This is a genomic window from Brevibacterium sp. H602 (assembly GCF_051172395.1).
Taxonomy (GTDB): Bacteria; Actinomycetota; Actinomycetes; order Actinomycetales; family Brevibacteriaceae; genus Brevibacterium.
This window is the reverse complement of record NZ_JBPIZD010000005.1, coordinates 162,805-180,299: the sequence shown is the minus strand read 5'-3', so window position 1 is coordinate 180,299 and position 17,495 is coordinate 162,805. Positions and strand designations below refer to the sequence as shown.

Below are 17,495 nucleotides of genomic sequence, written 5' to 3'. Positions count from 1 at the left end.
GGTAGCAATTAGCGGGTGATGCGTTCCTTCCATGCGGCCATGACCTCGGGCGAGGTCGGCTTCGACGCGAAGGATCCGACGAGGTAGCCGACCAGTGAGGCGATGAGGCCCAAGTAGATGGCCTCGTTGGCGTAGATGTCCACGACGATCATGACCACCACGGTTGTCACGGCACCGAGGATCATGCCGGCCATCACACCGACGATCGTTCCGCGCTTGAACACGAGACCACCGAGGATCGGAATGAACAGACCGGCCACCAACAGGTTGTAGGCCACGGTGAGAGCCTCGACGACACTGGGCATGATCATCGCGAGCGCCAAAGTCACGACGCCGAGCACGATCAGGTAGATGCGCGAGTCGCGCACCTCGTCACCGGTCTCGCGGACCAGTGATCGCACGAGCGTCGACTTCGCACCCGAACCCGATCTGGAGTCCGAGCCGGAAACGTCGGAATCACTCGCCGAGGCGGCCCCGCCTCCGTCAGGCACGATGTCCTTGCGGGCGAGGAACGGTTCGACGATGTCCTGGCGGCAGACGGTCGAGGCGGCCATGAGCGAACCCGAGGCCGTCGACATCATCGCGGCCAGAGCCGCAGCGAGCACGATTCCGGCGAGGACCGGAGACATCGAGGCATCGACGACGGCGACGAACACATCGTCCTGGACCTCGATGCCGGGCACGATCTTCGTCGCCGCCATGCCGATGAGCGCACCGGCGACCGCGTAGAGCAGGCAGTAGACGCCGGCGGAGAAGCCGCCCCACCTGGCCACACCCGGGCTGCGGGCGGTGAACACGCGCTGCCAGATGTCCTGGCCGATGAGCAGACCGAGGGTGTAGATGAGGATGTAGCCGAGGATCGCCTCCCAGCCGATGCCCACCGGGGAGGTGTGCGATTCGGGCAGCGAGGAGAACAGCTGGCCGATGCCTCCGGACTTCGAGAGCACGAGCGGCAGCATGATGAGGAAGATGCCGATCGTCTGGATGAAGAACTGCACGAAGTCCGTCAGCGTGATCGACCACATGCCTCCGAGCATCGAATAGAGGATGACGATGCCGCCGCCGATGAGCACCGACCACACTTTGTTGAGATCGAACAGGGTATGGAAGACCGTGGCATAGGCGACCGTCGACGTCGTCGAGATCATCAGACCGTAGGCGGTCATGATCGCTCCGGAGACGAAGCGGGAACCCTTGCCGTAGCGGAGTTCGAGCATCTGCGAGACTGTGTAGATCTCGAGCTTCTGAATCTTCGGGGCGAAGAACAGCGAGAGTGCGATGATGCCCAAGCCGATCGCGAACACGAGCCACATTCCCGACAGCCCGGCCGTGTAGCCGAGGCCGACTCCGCCGATCGTCGACGCGCCGCCGAGGACGACGGCCGACATCGTGCCGGTGTACAGCAGTCCGCCGAGCCGGCGCCCCGCGACCAGGAAGTCCTCCTGGTTATGGGCCTTGAAGCGGCCCCAGACTCCGAATCCCACCATGGCGGCGAGATAGATGATGACTACCAAAGAGTCCACAGCGGCCCTTTCTGTTGGATCGGCTCAGTGACCGACGGTGATGTGGATGGCGGTGGGCACGGTGCGATCGAGTGCCTCGGCGATGGCCTGCGGCAGAGCGGAATCGATGTCCGCCTCGGGGATCGTCACCCCGGCCCCGCCCATGGATTCGCCGAGTTTCGCGAAGTCCGGACGGGCGAGCCTGACAGCGAACGGTTCGATGTCGCGGTCGACCATCTGACCCTCGATCTCCGCATATCCGCCGTTGTCGACGACGACGAAGGGGATGCCCAGTCCCAGCTCGGCCGCGGTCATGAGCTCCTGGATGGAGAACATGGCCGCACCATCGCCGAGGATGCACACGACCGGTCGGCCAGGATCGGCGACCTTCGCTCCGAGGGCAGCGGGAATGCCGTAGCCCAGGGTGGCGAATCCCGGCATGTAGAGCAGCTGATCGGGTGTGCTCGCCGTCAGCGCGTGCACCGTGCCGTCGTAGGTGACCTGCGAGGAGTCACCGGAGATGACGACGTTCGATCCCGCTCCCTCTTCGACGAGCCGGGTGACCCGGGCGCCGATCGCGTCGAAGTCGAAATCGGTGGCCCAGCTCTCCCGGATCCGGGCGACCCGAGCGGCCCCGGGCTCCTTCGCCGAGGCGGCCGATCCGTGTCGTTCGGACGAATCCGTCCCGTCATCACTCGCCGAGGCGGCACCGTCGTCTCCGATTCCGAGCGCGCTCATCAGCGCGGTGAGGAACTCGCCGGTGTCCGCGCAGGCGAGGATGTCCCCGGGCAAGTTCTTGTTGAGCTGGTCGGGGTCGATATCGCAGCGGATGACGGTCTGCCCGGCAGACTCATCACGCACACCGATGCTCGTCTGCGCACCGATGACTCCGCCCCACAGGTCGGAATCGGCCAATTCTGAGCCGAGCACGATGAGCACATCGACCGCCGCGGATTCGGCCTGCACGCTGGGGAAGCGCACATTCGATCCGAGTGAGAGCGGATGCGTCTCGGACACGATGCCCTTGCCGTTGGCCGTCGTCGCCAGGGGAGCGTCGAGAGCCTCGATGAGACGGGCCACCTCGGCGTGGGCGCCCCTGGCACCGCCGCCGGCGATGACCAGCGGACGCTTCGCCGCACGGATCGCCTCGGCGGCACGAGACACCACATGGTCATCGAGTCCGGGACGGCGACCCGCGAACGGGACCGGAACGCTGCCGTTCCACGCGCCTTCAAGCACGTCGAGGGGAACCTCGATGTGCACGGGTCCGGGACGGGCCGAGTCGAACATGGCGAACGCCTCGGCGACCGCCTGCGCAGCACCTTCGGCAGTGCGGGTGCGCTGGGAGGACACGAGGAGGTGGCCCACCGCACCGGAGGAGTCCTTCGTCTCGTGCAGCATGCCGACGTCGGCGCGCTCGAACCCGGTGGGCACACCGGGGGAGAGGATGAGCATCGGTCGGGACTCGGCATAGGCGGTCGCGGCGGCGGTGATGACGTTCGTCAGCCCCGGCCCCGAGGTCGTGATGACGACCCCGGGTCTGCCGGAGACGAGGAAGTACCCGTCGGCACCGTAGCCTGCTCCCTGCTCGTGGCGGGGAGTCACGGCGCGGATCCCGAACTCCGGCAGATGCCGGTAGAACTCGAGATTATGGGTGCCGGGGATGCCGAAGATCGTGTCGACACCGTGGGCGGCCAGGGTGGCCACCACGGCACGACCGCCGTTGCGGACGGTGTTCTCAGTGCTCATGGTCAGACTCCGAGGGCGGTGCCGGACGGACCGGAGGGAGCAGTGACTCCGTTGTTCTCCGCCGCCCAGAGGGACAGGACCTCGTAGCCGACATGGGCGGCGGCGAGTCCGGTGACTTCGGCATGGTCGTAGGCGGGGGCGACCTCGACGATCTCGGCTCCGACGACATTGAGTCCCTGGAGTCCGCGGATCGAGTTGAGCAGCTCACGGCTGGTCATTCCGCCGGCCTCGGGGGTGCCGGTGCCGGGTGCGGCCGCCGGATCGAGGACGTCGATGTCGACGGACAGATAGACCGGAGCATCGCCCAGTCGCTTGCGCATCCGGGCGACGACGTCCTGGACGGAGGTGAACTGGTATTCGTCGCTGCGGATGATCTGGAAGCCGAGCACCTCATCGTCCTCGAGGTCCTTCTTCCCGTAGAGGGGACCGCGGATGCCGATGTGCATCGAGGCAGTCATGTCGATGAGGCCCTCTTCGCTGGCGCGGCGGAAGGGAGTGCCGTGGGTGTAGGGCGCACCGAAGTAGGTGTCCCACGTGTCCAGGTGCGCATCGAAGTGGAGGACGGCGATCTTGCCGTGCGTCTTGTGCAGGGAGCGCAGGTTCGGCAGGGCCAGGGTGTGATCCCCGCCGAGGGTGAGCAGCTTGGCCCCATCGGCGCGCATGGCGTCGGCGTTGGCTTCGACGGTGGTGATGGCCTCTTCGATGTCGAAGGGGTTGACGCCGAGGTCACCGCAGTCGGCGACCTGCTGCCAGGTGAACGGGTGGACGTTCGTGGCCTGGTTGTAGGGACGCAGCAACTTCGAGGACTGGCGGATGTGAGCCGGTCCGAAACGGGCGCCGGGACGGTAGCTGACGCCGGCGTCGAAGGGGATGCCGATGACTTTGACGTCGATCTTCTCGCCGGGGCGCTCGGCTTCGACCTCGTCGATGCGCGGCAGCAGTCCGAACGTCGGGGGTCCTGCGTAGCGGGGTGTCTTGCTGTAGTCGGCTGGGCCGAGCGGCTGAGACGTCACTGGCTTTCTCCTTCGTCGTAGCGGCTGACCCGACCCGAATGGGCCGGAGGTGATTCCCTCAGCCTAGGACGTGGGTCACACAACACCGATATCCAAAACGGAGCATTTGAAACCATGGCTATACATCGCGGATAGAATCGAGTGCATGGTCACTTTGGAACAGATCTGGACACGCGCAGAACTCGCGCTCGAGATCATCGTCGATTCACCCACCGCAGCAGAGCAGAATGTCACTATCGTGCACTCCTCGGAGCTGCCGGAGGTCGACGAATGGCTTGCCGGTGGTGAGGTGCTGCTGACGATCGGGGTCGGTCAGGATCTCGGCGGGGACACGGTCGGTGACTATGTGCGCCGCCTCAAGACTGTCGGCGTGCATGCGCTCGGCATCGGGCTGGGCTCCGACCTGCCGTGGCAGCAGGTTCCGCCGAAGCTCGTCTCCGCCGCGCAGGAAGCGGGGCTGGCGCTGTTCGGCGTGCCCGAGCCGGTTCCGTTCGTCGCCGTCGTCGATGCCTTCACCCGGATGCGTGAGGCCGAGACCAACCGGGAGCTGACCCGGGCGAGCAGCGCCGCCCGCCGTTTCGCAACCGCATTGGCCGGGGAGGGGCCAGCGGCGCTGGTGGCCGACCTGGCAGAGACGCTGGAGGCTCCGGTCCGGTTCGTCTCGCCGACCGGCAGGGCGTTGAGCGGGGACGACGCCGAGGAGGACGTGCGTTCGGCACTCATCGAGGAGTCATTGAAGCCGACGGCAGGGCCTCGCCTGATCCGCACCGGTTCCCGGATCGTCGAGGCCGTTCCGATCGGGAGTGATCATCCGCTCGGGTGGATCCTCACCCCCGCCGAGGCGGTCGGCTCTCCGAAGACGCGTGCCCTGCTGCTGTCGACCGCCTCGGCGCTGTTGGCGATGTCGTTGGCGGATCTGCCCGTTCCCTCCGGCCGTGCGCTGCTCTTCGACGCCGATCTCAGCGACGATGAAGCACATGGGGAGTGGACCAGGGTGACGGGGTTGGCCCCGGTGGCGACGGTGGGGATGCGCATCTTCGGCGGTGTCCGCGGGGACTCCGCCGAACGACTCATCGCCGATATCGTCGGTCGGAGCCTGCTCACCCGCACCGGTTCGCTGCTCGGGGTGGTCGGAGCACAGGAACGCGGACTCGATGAGCTGGTGACGAGGGCCGCCGAGGTCACCGGCTTGGACGTGCTTGCGGAGAAGAGGCTGCCGTTGGGTCAGCTCCATCACACGTGGATGCTGTGGCGGACCCAGCACGAGTCCGAGGCTTCCGAGGTCAGGGCGCTGCTGTCGGCGGTCGATGAGGAGGCAGCCGACCGGTTCGTCGACCGAGTTCTCGGCGAACTCTTTCGGGCACGCGGCGGTCAGGAGCTGTTGGAGACTCTCCGGGCCTTCATCGCCGCGTCCGGGGCACGTGAGCGCATTGCAGCCGAGTTGGGAGTCCACCGGCATACGGTGCGGGCGCGGTTGGCGAAGATCGAGAAGCTGCTCGGTCGCGACCTCTCCCGTGCCGAGACGCTGCAGGCGGTGTCGTTGGCACTCGAGCTTGCTGAACTCTAGGCGCACCCCTCACCGATCGTTCGGCACGGTATTCACCGCGGCGGTATTCACCGCGGCGGTGCTCTCCGATCAGTCCTCGAAGTGTTCGATGTGGAAGCGTTCGGAGATCTCCAGCACCCGGGCGAGGGCTTCGTCTTCGCCGATGCTGATGCGCACACCGGCACCGAGGTTGCGCACGGCCACGGCCTGTTCGACGCAGGCCTCTTCGAAGGCATCAGATTTCTCACCCAGTGGCAGCCAGACATAGTTCGCCTGTGCTTCGGGCACATCCCAGCCCTGTTCGCGCAGTGCAGCTGCGAAGGCATCGCGGGTCTGTGCGATCTCGCCGGCCCGCTCGAGCACTTCGTCCCAATGGTTGAGGGATTCGAGGGCGGCTGCCTGGCTGAGGTCGGTGACGCCGAAGGGGATGACGGCCTTGAGCAGCCCCTCGACGACCGGCGGATGGGCGACGGCGTAGCCGACACGCAGCCCGGCGAGTCCGTGTGCCTTGGAGAAGGTGCGGAGCAGAACGAGATTCGGATAGTCGCGGACAAGACCGAGTCCATCGGCTCGCCCGGGATCGGTGGCGAACTCCCAGTACGCTTCGTCGAGGGCGACGAGGACGTGGTCAGGCACCGTATCGAGGAAGGTGCGGACCTCGTCGTCGCGCAGCACCGGGCCGGTCGGGTTGTTCGGTGAGCACAGGATGATGAGACGCGTGTCTTCGGTGATCGCCGCAGCCATCGCGTCGAGGTCGTGTCGACCCTCGGCCGTCAGCGGCACTTCGCGGCGGGTGGACCCGACGAGCCCGGTGGTCTGCGGATACATCTCGAACGATGGCCACGGATAGATCGCCTCGGTGGTGGCGTCCGAAGTGATCTGGGTCAGCGCGACGAGCAGTTCGCTGGCACCGGTGGTGACGACGAGCTGATCCAGTCCGACACCGAGGCGGTCGGCCAGTCCCTGACGCAGCGCCAGTGCCGCGTCGTCGGGGTAGAGCGCGGGGTTCGTCGCGTGAGCGACCATGGTCTCGAGGACGGCCGGCAGGGGAGGCAGGAAGTTCTCGTTCGAGGAGAGTTTGAACGACTCTAGGCCCTCGACCCGGCGGGGAGGTTTGCCCGGAATATAGGGCGGGAAGGTCTCCAGAGCGGCCCGCAGTCGCGGTGACGGTGCAGCGGGTGCGGGCGCCGAAGCGGTGGAGCCGGATGTGCTCGAGGACGAAGTCCCGGGCGCGGTGGTGGACGCAGAATCTGAAGCAGCGGGGTCGGAGGCGTTCATGGACTCATGATGTCACAGCGGATCAGCGCTGCCACCAGGCCCCGGAGGGGTCAGGCCTCGTCGACGAGGATCACCAGGGTTTCTCCGGGGTCGACCGTCCTCCGTCGCCGCCGGGACCCTGCTGTTGCTGCTGTCGTTCGGAGTCCTCGCGGCGCTTCTCCAGCTCGTCACGCTTCTTCTCACGTTCGGACTTGCCTGAGGAATCCTCCGGTTTCTCCTCATCTTCCCCGGGGTCCTGGCCCTCATCTCCGGAGGATTTCTCGTCTCCGGAGTCCTTTTCCCTCGAGTCCTCGTCCTCGGACTCGCTGTCGTCGGTTCCCTCGTCCTTGGCTTTCTCACCCTGCTTCTTGTCCTCGACGCGTTCTTTCGCCTGGCTGCTCTTCTGCTTCTCTTCGCTCTTCTTCGGCTGGCATTCCTCGGGCGCATCTTCGAGGGTCTTCAGCGAACGGTCGTAGAGTTCTTGCGACTGGTCGGGGTCCTGGGAGGCGATCTGATCTGCCTGCTTCTCATAGACAAAGGACAGGTTGATCCGCACAGCACATTCGGCCGAGGTCGGAGCGATCTCCAGAGCAGCTTCGAGATCGGTCTGGGCAGCGTCGTAGTCGCCGACGGCCGCCTCGGCGGTGCCGCGGTTGAAGTAGCCGATATGGCGTTGGAACGGGCTGACCCGAAGGAACGCCGTCGCCGCCTTCTTGGCACCGGGGAAGTCGTTCGAGGTGTATCTGACCTGCGAGGCTGTTCCGAAATATGTGGCCATGGCGATATAGCCGAAGATCAGGGCGAATATCGTGCCGAGGATGAGGTTGATCTTCGTGATCCGACGCAGCCGTGACCACAGATTCTTCACGCGGTTCATCGCGGACCTCCCCGGTGGGGCACCGGCTGATAGGGAACCGATCTGCTGGGACCGGGTGGGCCTCCGGGACCAAGCGGACCTCCGGGACCGGGTGGGCCGCCTCGGCGAGGGCGCTTGGGGGTGATCGCTTTGAGGCGAAGGTATTCGCGGACTCCGAAGACGAGCTCCGCGGCGATCCACGCGAAGACGAGGATGAGCGGGACCCAATAGTATTCGTCGACGGTGACCCGGCCGTCCTTCTTCACCAGGGCCTGATCGTATTTCGGGGCGGTGTAGACGCTGGAGATCGCGCCGTTTCCGTCGCGGTGGTGGTAGTCGACGCCGAGGTCCGAGGCGATCTGGCGCAGGTTGCCCTCGTCGATCTTCGAGATCCCCGGATTGCCGTTGCGGTCCTGGATGTACTCGGGCGGTGCCTGATCGTCATCAGGGTCATCGGGGTCGCCGATGCCGGGCGCATTGCCGGGGTCACCGACACCGGACCCGTAGCCGAAAGGCTGGCTGTCGCGCATCTTTCCGCCTTGATCGGTGCCGTATCCGAAGACGGCGCCGCTGTCGATGCGGGAGGCGAAGGGCGACCACGACTCCGGGGACTCCGATACGGTCTGCTCACCGTCGCCGAAGTAGAACACGACGTTCTTGTTCTCCGGGCGGTCCCCATCGTTCGACGTCATCCGCTTATCGAGCTCCTCACCGGCCTCGGTGATCGATGAGCCTCTGGAATTCATGGAAGATTCGGGTGCGAGGACGTCGACGGCGGAGGCGAAGGCGGCGTGATCGGTCGTCAGCGGCATCACAGTGGCTGCGGTCGAAGCGAAGGTGATGATGCTCAGCCGGGTGCCGGGGAAGGCGTCGGCGAGTTCGAGCATGTCCTTCTTGACCCCCTCGAGGCGGGTGTCGTCCCCGTCGAAGTCCTCGGCGGCCATCGACGTCGTGACGTCGACGACGAAGTACACATCGGCACGTGCCTCGTACTCCTCGGTCGAGGATTTGATGGGGATCCCGGGGCGCGCCAGTGCGACGGCGAGCACGGCGACGACGCCCATGCGGGCAAACCATTTCCAGCGTGCTCCGTCGCCGCGGATGGCGGGGATGATGCACACGGTGAGCAGGGCGAGGACGATGAAGCCCCAACCGAACCAGGTGAAGACGGGATCGAAGATCATGATTTCGTCCTCCACGCCAGCACGAACACTCCGGCGAGGCCGAAGACGGCGAGTGCGAGCGGAACCACCGGCATGTCGTGGACGATGGTGTACGAACGGCCGGGGGTGTTCGCCGCTTCCTGGCTCTGGATCTCCTCGACGATGCGGTCGATCGTCGAGGCCGAACCCATGTCGAACTGTTCGCCGCCGGTACGGTCGGACACGGACCGCAGCTCCTTCGTCTGAGTGGTCGTCAGCACCGAGGGAGGGGAGAGGCTGTACACGCGGACTTTTGCGTCGACGGCGATATCGGCGGCTTCGTTGAGCTCGAAGAGCGGCTCACCGGCGAGCATATTGTCCGTGGCGAAGATGATCGACCGGGACCGGTCCTCGTCCTGCCGGTCGAAGTTGTCGACGCAGCTGACGAGCCCGTCGCCGATGAGTGAGGAGCCGCCGATGTTCGGCGGAGAGGTCGACCACGAGTAGTCGGTGCCCTCTGCACCCCAGGTGCGGAATCCCTCCTCGGCTTCAGCGAGGTAGTTCTGGACCATGTCGTAGTCGTCTGTGAGCGGGAATGCGGAGACCGCGGTGGCATTGAAGACGGTCAGGCCGATGCGTTCGCCGTCGAAGCGGTCGACGAGCTCCTGGTAGGACTCGAGCAGATCGGCGTCGTAGCCGAGCATCGACCCGGACACGTCGAGGCAGAGCATGACATCGCGCATCTTCCGCTCCGGGTTGACCGTCTCCACCCAGGCCGGACGCGCGATTCCCGCCAATGCGGACAGCCCGGTGAGGACGATGACTCCGAGGAGGGCGACCGTCGTCACCAGCCGTCTGCGCATGGCCCTGCGGAAACTCGGCAGGCTCGTCATCCGCCCGCTGTGGGCGACGGCCAAAGAGGACTCCGTCGTCTTCGGACGGCGGAACCAGAAGACTGCGGCTGCGGCGAGGGCCAGCAGGATGAGCGCCAGCCACCAGAACATCAGGACCATCGCGCCACCAACTTCCGGGCCTCGGCGATCTGCGGCTGCAGACCGGGCGGTTCGGCTTCGGCGAACTCCGCCTCGTAGAGGCCGAGCAGGCACTGCGCGAGGTCGTCGAGACCGGCGACTGCCGCATCGCGGTAGGTCAGGTGCTCGGCTTTGACGCCCCACGCGTCATGCGCGAATTCGCGCACGATCGTCGCCAGCTGCTGTGCCGATTCGCGCACGTCCGCCGATTCTGCGGTCAGACCCGTCTCCACGGCGCTGATGCGGGAGAGATAGGTGCTGCGCACGGGAATCGGGATGCGCGGTCCGTCCGCCGCGGTGACTCCGGCGGCGGCACGGAAGAGCGGGGCGAAGAGGTTTCCGCATGCCAGCAGCAGCACGAAGCAGGCCGCCACGTACCACGCCGGGGAGACCTCCAGGGGCCCGATGAGCTCAGCGGGGCCCACGGCGGTGCCTCAGCAGAAGAGTGTGCAGTCGGCCGAGGGCCGACTTCGGATGGTCGATTTCGATGTGGGCGATGCCCAGCTTGGCGAGAAGGTCGATGCGCTGCTGACGGCGGGCCGCCTCGGCGAGGGCGAATTCCTGTCGGACCTCGGGTTTCGTCATCACCGAGGTCGGCAGTCCATGGTCGGGTCGGGCGACGTCGAACGGCGCCGAGGCGGACGGCAGTCCTGCGAGGTCCGCGTCGGTGATCGTGATCCACAGGACCTCATGTTGGGCGCGCAGCCGACGGATCGTCGCTTCGGCCTCAGGTCCGAGCGGGGCCTGATCGGAGATGACGACCAGCAGCATCCGATGGTTGATATGGCTGGTGATCCACTGCAGCTGGGTGTTGATCGACCCGGGGGAGTCGGTGCCGGTCTCGGCGAGGATCTGCTGCAGGAGGTGCTCGAGGTGGGCCTCGCTGCCCTTCCGCGGGGAAGCGGTGGTGTGTCCGGCGTTTCCGTGGATGAGCATGACGTCGTCGGCGTGGCGGACGGCGAGGTAGCCGACCATCCCGGCCATGAGGATGGCCAGGTGGCGTTTGTCGGCTCCGGCGGAGGTGACGGCGTCGAAGTTCCGGGAGGTGTCGACGACGAGGCCGAGGATGTGCCGCCGGTGGGCGACGTAGCGTTTGACCAGGGGTTCTGTGTGCCTGGCGGTGGCTTTCCAGTCGATGTCGCGGATCTCGTCACCGGGGATGTAGTCGCGCAGATCGTCGAAGTCGAGGCTGTGGCCGTGGAAGACCGAGGAGTAGTCGCCGTCGAGGAGGCGCCGGGTCCGCCGATGGGCGTGGATGGTCATCCGCGCCTTGATTCGGTTGAGCAGGACAGTCATCGCGGCAGCCGATCAGGGAGTGGGCACTGCCATGAGGAGGGCATCGACGATCTGGGCGCTCGTGATGTTCTCGGCGGCGGCTTCGAAGTTGAGTTGGATGCGGTGGGCCAGCACTCGGTGAGCGAGGTCTTTGATGTCTTCGGGGATGACGTAGTTGCGGCCGCGGATCATCGCCAGCGCCCGGCCGGCGTTCGTGAACGCGATGGAGGCACGTGGGCTGGCTCCGTATTCGATGAACGGGGCGAATCGGCCGAGGTACTTCGTCGTATTGCGGGTGGCGTGGACGAGTTCGACGAGATAGCGGGTGATGGCCGGGTCGATGTAGACGGTGCGGGCGTAGCTCTGCATGGTCACGACATCGTCGAGCGAGCAGGCCGGATCGGGCACCGAGTCCTTGTCGAAGACCCCGGAGTCGAGGCGGGAGAGGATCTCGACCTCTTCGCCGGGGTTCGGGTGGGTGAGCAGGTCCTTGATCATGAACCGGTCGAGCTGGGCTTCGGGCAGCTGGTAGGTGCCCTCCTGCTCGATCGGGTTCTGCGTGGCCATGACGAGGAAGGGGCGGGGGAGTTCGAAGCGTTTGCCGCCGATCGTCGTCTGCTTCTCCTGCATGGCCTCGAGCATCGCCGACTGGGTCTTCGCCGACGACCGGTTGATCTCATCGAGGAGGACGATGTTCGCATGCACGGGACCGAGCACGGTGTTGAACGACCCCTCGTGTGCGTTGTAGATCTGCGAGCCGATGATGTCGGCCGGCAGCAGATCGGGGGTGCACTGGATGCGGGAGAACTTTCCGTCCACGGCATTGGCCAGAGCCGCGGCCGCCGTGGTCTTCGCCAGCCCCGGCACGCTCTCCAACAGCAGGTGGCCACTGGAGAGAAGTCCGATGAGCAGGGATTCGCGCAGCCGCTGCTGCCCGACGACGAAATGGTCGAGGTAGGACTCCAGAGCCTTGAGGATCGTCTGTGCGTGCGCGATCTCCTGCGTGTTCGCCGGTGCCGTTGCCGTCATGGTCCCTCAGTCTCTCGGTGTCACTGGTGTCTCGATGCCGCTGTGGTCGTTCAGCCACGCCGTCTGATGCGTTTCTGTGGTCTCCAGCATATTGGCTGGCACTGACACGCAACAGCCGAGAACGTTGCAGTGCTGACACACAATTCGCAGCGATATCCGAGCGGCGTCCGTCCGCCACCTGCCATTCACGGCGCGGCCACCTCGTGTCAGGACCGGGCTGTAGCGTCGATGGAACCGACGGACGGATGTGAGGAGGTGCTGTGATGGTCGCCTCCGCGCCGACGTGATCGGTGCCGCACGAAGGAGTTCGGAATCGTCGGTCGCGGACTCTGCGACATGCCCACAGGCAAAATTTTTTCCTGTGGAAAGCGGTGGAAAACGGAGGTGGAAAAAGGGTCGGAAATCGGTCCCGAAGCCGCCGATCCCAGCGTCCGCGCAGGTGATCGAACTACACGAGTGTCGTTCACAGCCTGTGGACGATTGTGGACGGTGACGACACAGGGTGTGGAACCTGCAAATGACACTGGTGTAACACTGGATATAGGGGTAAGGTCTAACCCGAACACAACATCTAGTGGTCACCCCTGAGCCTGCGCCTCGTGATATTCATCATGATCGAGCAGTTGACGGGACACGGTCACAGCCATCAGAATGCCGAACTGCACAGCAGAATGAAGGAGTCGTCATGATCACCGTGTACACCAAGCCAGCTTGCGTCCAGTGCAACGCCACCTACCGTGCTCTCGACGCTAAGGGCCTGAAGTACAAGTCGGTGGATCTCAGCGTCGACGAGAACGCCCTCGACGTCGTCAAGGCCATGGGCTACATGCAGGCTCCCGTCGTCGTCACCGACAACGATCACTGGTCAGGCTTCCGTCCGGACAAGATCGCGACCCTGACCGGCGAACAGTCTGCGTCCGTCGTGGCCTGACAATGCTGCTGGTCTACTTCTCCGCCAACTCCGAGTACACGCACCGCTTCGTCGCGAAGCTGCAGCACCCGGCAGTGCGGTTGCCGACGTTGACCAAGGAGCCGACGCTGCGAGTGGATGAGCCATTCGTTCTCGTCACCCCCACCTATGGGGCCGGTCGCAATCGCGGGGCTGTTCCCAAACAAGTCATCAAGTTCCTCAATGTCGAAGAGAACCGGCGCCATCTCGTCGGTGTCATCGGCGCCGGAAACACGAACTTCGGCAAGGACTACTGCCGCGCGGCCCTCAAGGTCGCGGCAAAGTGTCAAGTACCCCTCATGTATCGAGTCGAACTCCTGGGCACTCAGGAAGATGTCGACGCTGTCAACCTAGGATTGGACAAACTGTGCGCGAGCTCGCTGAAGACCGCAATGTAGAGGACATCATCCGCGAAGAGACGGATCTGGATTACCACGCGCTCAACGCGATGCTGAACCTGTACGACGAGGACGGCAGGATCCAGTTCGAGCGTGACAAGCAGGCTGCCCGGCAGTACTTCCTGCAGCACGTGAACAACAACACCGTCTTCTTCCACAACCTCAAGGAGAAGCTCGACTACCTCGTCGAGAAGGACTACTACGAGCCCGAGGTCCTGGAGCAGTACTCGTTCGACTTCATCGAGCAGCTCTCGGCGCGCGCCTACGATCAGAAGTTCCGCTTCCAGACCTTCCTCGGCGCGTTCAAGTTCTACACCTCCTACACGCTGAAGACCTTCGACGGAAAGCGCTACCTCGAACGCTTCGAGGACCGCGTCGTCATGGTCGCTCTCTTCCTGGCCCGCGGAGACGAGACCCTGGCCACCCGGCTCGTCGACGAGATCATCGCCGGTCGTTTCCAGCCGGCCACCCCGACGTTCCTCAACGCCGGCAAGAAGCAGCGCGGCGAGCTCGTCTCCTGCTTCCTGCTGCGCATCGAAGACAATATGGAGTCGATCGGCCGGTCCATCAACTCCGCTCTGCAGCTGTCCAAGCGCGGCGGCGGTGTGGCCTTCGCTCTGACGAACGTCCGCGAGTCCGGTGCACCGATCAAGAAGATCGAGAACCAGTCTTCGGGTGTCATCCCCGTCATGAAGCTGCTCGAGGACTCGTTCTCCTACGCCAACCAGCTCGGAGCCCGCCAGGGTGCCGGTGCCGTGTACCTGCACGCCCACCACCCCGACATCTACAAGTTCCTCGACACCAAGCGCGAGAACGCCGACGAGAAGATCCGGATCAAGACCCTGTCTCTGGGCGTCGTGATTCCGGACATCACCTTCGAACTGGCCAAGCGCAACGAGGACATGTACCTCTTCAGCCCCTATGACGTCGAGCGCGTCTACGGTGTGCCCTTCTCCGACATCAACGTCACCGAGAAGTACACCGAGCTCGTCGACAACGCGGCGATCAAGAAGAAGAAGATCAACGCCCGCGAGTTCTTCCAGACTCTGGCCGAGATCCAGTTCGAGTCCGGCTACCCGTACGTGATGTTCGAAGACACCGTCAACAAGGCGAACCCGATCGACGGCAAGATCATCATGTCCAACCTGTGCTCGGAGATCCTCCAGGTCTCCGAACCCAGCAAGTACGACGACGATCTCGGCTATGACGTCGTCGGCAAGGACATCTCCTGCAACCTCGGTTCGCTCAACATCGCTCTGACGATGGACTCGAGCAACTTCGGGCAGACCATCGAGACCGCGATCCGCGGACTCACCGCGGTCGCCGAGACCTCGAACATCCAGTCCGTGCCTTCAATCGCCCGCGGCAACGACATGTCGCATGCCATCGGCCTGGGGCAGATGAACCTCCACGGCTACCTCGCTCGTGAGCACATCTACTACGGTTCCGACGAGGGCCTGGACTTCACGAACATGTACTTCTACACCGTCGCCTACCACTGTGTGCGGGCGTCGATGGAGATCGCCAAGGAGCGCGGAGAGACCTTCGCCGGCTTCGAGCGGTCGAAGTACGCCACCGGCGAATACTTCGACAAGTACACCGATGAGGTCTGGCAACCGCGCACCGCTCGTGTGACCGAGCTGTTCTCCGAAGCAGGCGTACACATCCCGACCCAGGACGACTGGCGCGAGCTGAAGGCTCAAGTGGCCGAGCACGGCATCTACAACCAGAACCTCCAGGCCGTGCCGCCGACCGGTTCGATCTCGTACATCAACAACTCGACCTCGTCGATCCACCCGGTGGCCTCGAAGATCGAAATCCGCAAGGAGGGCAAGGTCGGCCGCGTGTACTACCCGGCTCCCTTCATGGACAACGACAACCTCGAGTACTACCAGGATGCCTACGAGATCGGCTACGAGAAGATCATCGACACGTATGCCGAGGCCACGAAGCACGTGGACCAGGGGCTGTCGCTGACACTGTTCTTCATGGACACCGCCACCACTCGTGACATCAACAAGGCGCAGATCTACGCCTGGCGCAAGGGCATCAAGACCATCTACTACATCCGGCTCCGGCAGCTCGCTCTGCAGGGCACGGAAGTCGATGGCTGCGTCTCCTGCATGCTCTGATGATGGAATCGGCGGACCGATGTGAATCGGTCCGCCGGCTTCGTGCGGGCCTCAAGCCGCCGGCTGGGCCCGCACACATGACTTTCGTCTGCCGCGCAGACAGCACGTACTTACGACGAACAGCACTTTGGGAAGAGAGAAAGCGTTGGAGAATCTGACTCTGGCATCGCATGTCGATGCCATCAACTGGAACCGCGTCGTCGATCCGATCGATGACGAGGTCTGGGACCGGCTGACCGGCAACTTCTGGCTGCCGGAGAAGGTCCCGCTGAGCAACGACATCCAGTCCTGGGCGACTCTGACCGACGATGAGAAGACGCTGACGATGCGCGTCTTCACCGGTCTGACCCTGCTCGACACGATCCAGGGCACCGTCGGTGCGATCTCGCTCATCCCGGATGCGGTCACCCCGCACGAAGAAGCGGTGCTGACGAACATCGCGTTCATGGAGAGCGTGCACGCGAAGTCGTACTCTTCGATCTTCTCGACCCTGTGCTCGACGAAGGAGATCGACGAGGCCTTCCGCTGGTCGCGTGAGAACAAGTACCTGCAGTCCAAGGCGGATATCATCCTCAGCTACTACCGGGGTGACGATCCGCTCAAGCGCAAGGTCGCCTCGACGCTGCTCGAGTCTTTCCTCTTCTACTCCGGCTTCTACCTGCCCATGTACTGGTCGGCACACGCCAAACTGACGAACACCGCTGACCTCATCCGTCTGATCATCCGCGATGAGGCCGTGCACGGCTACTACATCGGCTACAAGTACCAGAAGGGTCTGGAGTCGCAGTCCGAGGAGCGCAAGCAGGAGCTCAAGGACTACACGATGAACCTCATGTTCGAGCTCTACGAGAACGAGGTCGCCTACACCCACGACCTCTACGATTCGGTGGGACTGTCCGAGGACTGCAAGATGTTCCTCCACTACAACGCGAACAAGGCGCTGATGAACCTCGGTTACGAAGCGATGTTCCCCAAGGAGGTCACGCAGGTCAACCCGGCCATCCTCGCGGCTCTCTCGCCCGGCAGCGATGAGAACCACGACTTCTTCTCCGGTTCGGGATCGTCCTACGTTATCGGCAAGGCCGAGAACACCGAAGACGACGACTGGGACTTCTGAGTCCTCGCGCCACAGATGCGGAATCGGCCCATCCGAGCACACTCGCTCGGGTGGGTCGTTGGTTTCGGCCTTTGTGAGTTGAAGCCGGGTTCGATATGGCGGTGAACGACAGACGCCCACCTGCTGCGTAAAACCCGGCAGCAAGTGGGCGTCTACTCAATCAGTGAGGACCAGGCCGACCCGGTTGGGCCGTGCTGATCCCTGCAGATCAGGGTGACCGAGGTTCGTATCAGGCGGCGGCCATCGGCGTGATCTCACGCAGCGAGGTGCCGGTGAACAGCACAACACGGCCGGTCGCATCTTCGATCGTGATCTCACCGGGAGCCTGACGGCTGATCCGGGGATCGATCATTCCTGCGTGTGCGAGCCCGCGTTGGACCCACTGTGGGAACTCAGACATGGTTCCCTCCTTTCTTCAGTTGTGAATAGCAGGCAACGACGCGCGCTATTCTTCAGGTTCTCAATACGGCGATTGGGTGGTCGCCATGGGGATCTGCGA

General features: G+C 64.3%; 16 protein-coding genes. 5 read left to right on the top strand and 11 right to left on the bottom strand.

The genetic code is table 11. The annotated features are described in order from the left end of the window. Positions 1-8: 8 nt before the first annotated feature. The 3 genes from ACSBQT_RS05870 to speB are packed head-to-tail and all read right to left on the bottom strand — an operon-like array spanning position 9 to position 4,264. Positions 9-1,523, bottom strand: a complete 1,515-nt coding sequence (locus tag ACSBQT_RS05870) for a sodium:solute symporter (protein WP_410711059.1) — start codon at positions 1,521-1,523, stop codon at positions 9-11. Positions 1,524-1,547: 24 nt separating this feature from the next. Further along, the gene (locus ACSBQT_RS05865) at positions 1,548-3,251 is read right to left on the bottom strand and encodes a thiamine pyrophosphate-binding protein (RefSeq protein ID WP_410711060.1); all 1,704 of its coding nucleotides are present in this window, start codon (positions 3,249-3,251) and stop codon (positions 1,548-1,550) included. Between the two features lie 2 nt (positions 3,252-3,253). Then, on the bottom strand, positions 3,254-4,264 hold the full coding sequence (gene speB, locus ACSBQT_RS05860) for an agmatinase (RefSeq protein WP_410711061.1): 1,011 nt from the start codon (positions 4,262-4,264) through the stop codon (positions 3,254-3,256). A 145-nt stretch (positions 4,265-4,409) separates the two neighbouring features. Between speB and ACSBQT_RS05855 the strand changes: the two genes are divergently transcribed. Then, the gene (locus ACSBQT_RS05855) at positions 4,410-5,831 is read left to right on the top strand and encodes a PucR family transcriptional regulator (RefSeq protein WP_410711062.1); all 1,422 of its coding nucleotides are present in this window, start codon (positions 4,410-4,412) and stop codon (positions 5,829-5,831) included. A 69-nt stretch (positions 5,832-5,900) separates the two neighbouring features. On the opposite strand, the gene ACSBQT_RS05850 is transcribed toward ACSBQT_RS05855, so the two are convergent. From ACSBQT_RS05850 to ACSBQT_RS05820, 7 genes are all read right to left on the bottom strand, one after another. Continuing rightward, positions 5,901-7,088, bottom strand: a complete 1,188-nt coding sequence (locus ACSBQT_RS05850) for a histidinol-phosphate transaminase (RefSeq protein ID WP_410711063.1) — start codon at positions 7,086-7,088, stop codon at positions 5,901-5,903. A 70-nt stretch (positions 7,089-7,158) separates the two neighbouring features. Continuing rightward, a complete protein-coding gene (locus tag ACSBQT_RS05845) occupies positions 7,159-7,944 on the bottom strand; it encodes a hypothetical protein (RefSeq protein WP_410711064.1) in 786 nt (261 codons plus the stop codon). Next, positions 7,941-9,107 (bottom strand): vWA domain-containing protein, encoded by a 1,167-nt coding sequence (locus ACSBQT_RS05840; protein ID WP_410711065.1) that lies wholly within the window; start codon positions 9,105-9,107, stop codon positions 7,941-7,943. Before ACSBQT_RS05840 ends, ACSBQT_RS05845 begins: the two co-directional genes overlap by 4 nt. Continuing rightward, positions 9,104-10,078 (bottom strand): vWA domain-containing protein, encoded by a 975-nt coding sequence (locus ACSBQT_RS05835; protein WP_410711066.1) that lies wholly within the window; start codon positions 10,076-10,078, stop codon positions 9,104-9,106. The genes ACSBQT_RS05840 and ACSBQT_RS05835 overlap by 4 nt, the downstream gene beginning before the upstream one ends. Continuing rightward, positions 10,069-10,521, bottom strand: a complete 453-nt coding sequence (locus ACSBQT_RS05830; protein WP_410711067.1) for a hypothetical protein — start codon at positions 10,519-10,521, stop codon at positions 10,069-10,071. Before ACSBQT_RS05830 ends, ACSBQT_RS05835 begins: the two co-directional genes overlap by 10 nt. Beyond that, positions 10,508-11,392 (bottom strand): DUF58 domain-containing protein, encoded by an 885-nt coding sequence (locus ACSBQT_RS05825; protein ID WP_410711068.1) that lies wholly within the window; start codon positions 11,390-11,392, stop codon positions 10,508-10,510. Before ACSBQT_RS05825 ends, ACSBQT_RS05830 begins: the two co-directional genes overlap by 14 nt. Before the next feature lie 12 nt (positions 11,393-11,404). Further along, on the bottom strand, positions 11,405-12,400 hold the full coding sequence (locus tag ACSBQT_RS05820) for an AAA family ATPase (RefSeq protein WP_139908556.1): 996 nt from the start codon (positions 12,398-12,400) through the stop codon (positions 11,405-11,407). A gap of 685 nt (positions 12,401-13,085) precedes the next feature. Here ACSBQT_RS05820 and nrdH point away from each other — a divergent pair. The 4 genes from nrdH to nrdF all read left to right on the top strand — a co-directional run bounded on the left by nrdH (position 13,086) and on the right by nrdF (position 16,996). Beyond that, on the top strand, positions 13,086-13,331 hold the full coding sequence (gene nrdH, locus ACSBQT_RS05815; RefSeq protein ID WP_025778731.1) for a glutaredoxin-like protein NrdH: 246 nt from the start codon (positions 13,086-13,088) through the stop codon (positions 13,329-13,331). 2 nt (positions 13,332-13,333) lie between these two features. After that, positions 13,334-13,747 (top strand): class Ib ribonucleoside-diphosphate reductase assembly flavoprotein NrdI, encoded by a 414-nt coding sequence (nrdI, locus tag ACSBQT_RS05810; RefSeq protein ID WP_410711069.1) that lies wholly within the window; start codon positions 13,334-13,336, stop codon positions 13,745-13,747. Positions 13,748-13,752: 5 nt separating this feature from the next. Next, the gene (gene nrdE / locus ACSBQT_RS05805; protein ID WP_410711347.1) at positions 13,753-15,879 is read left to right on the top strand and encodes a class 1b ribonucleoside-diphosphate reductase subunit alpha; all 2,127 of its coding nucleotides are present in this window, start codon (positions 13,753-13,755) and stop codon (positions 15,877-15,879) included. Between the two features lie 145 nt (positions 15,880-16,024). Then, the gene (nrdF, locus tag ACSBQT_RS05800) at positions 16,025-16,996 is read left to right on the top strand and encodes a class 1b ribonucleoside-diphosphate reductase subunit beta (protein ID WP_098731519.1); all 972 of its coding nucleotides are present in this window, start codon (positions 16,025-16,027) and stop codon (positions 16,994-16,996) included. Positions 16,997-17,225: 229 nt separating this feature from the next. Here the strand turns inward: nrdF and ACSBQT_RS05795 are convergent, their stop codons facing one another. Further along, the gene (locus ACSBQT_RS05795; protein WP_155807412.1) at positions 17,226-17,396 is read right to left on the bottom strand and encodes a hypothetical protein; all 171 of its coding nucleotides are present in this window, start codon (positions 17,394-17,396) and stop codon (positions 17,226-17,228) included. Positions 17,397-17,495: the final 99 nt, after the last annotated feature.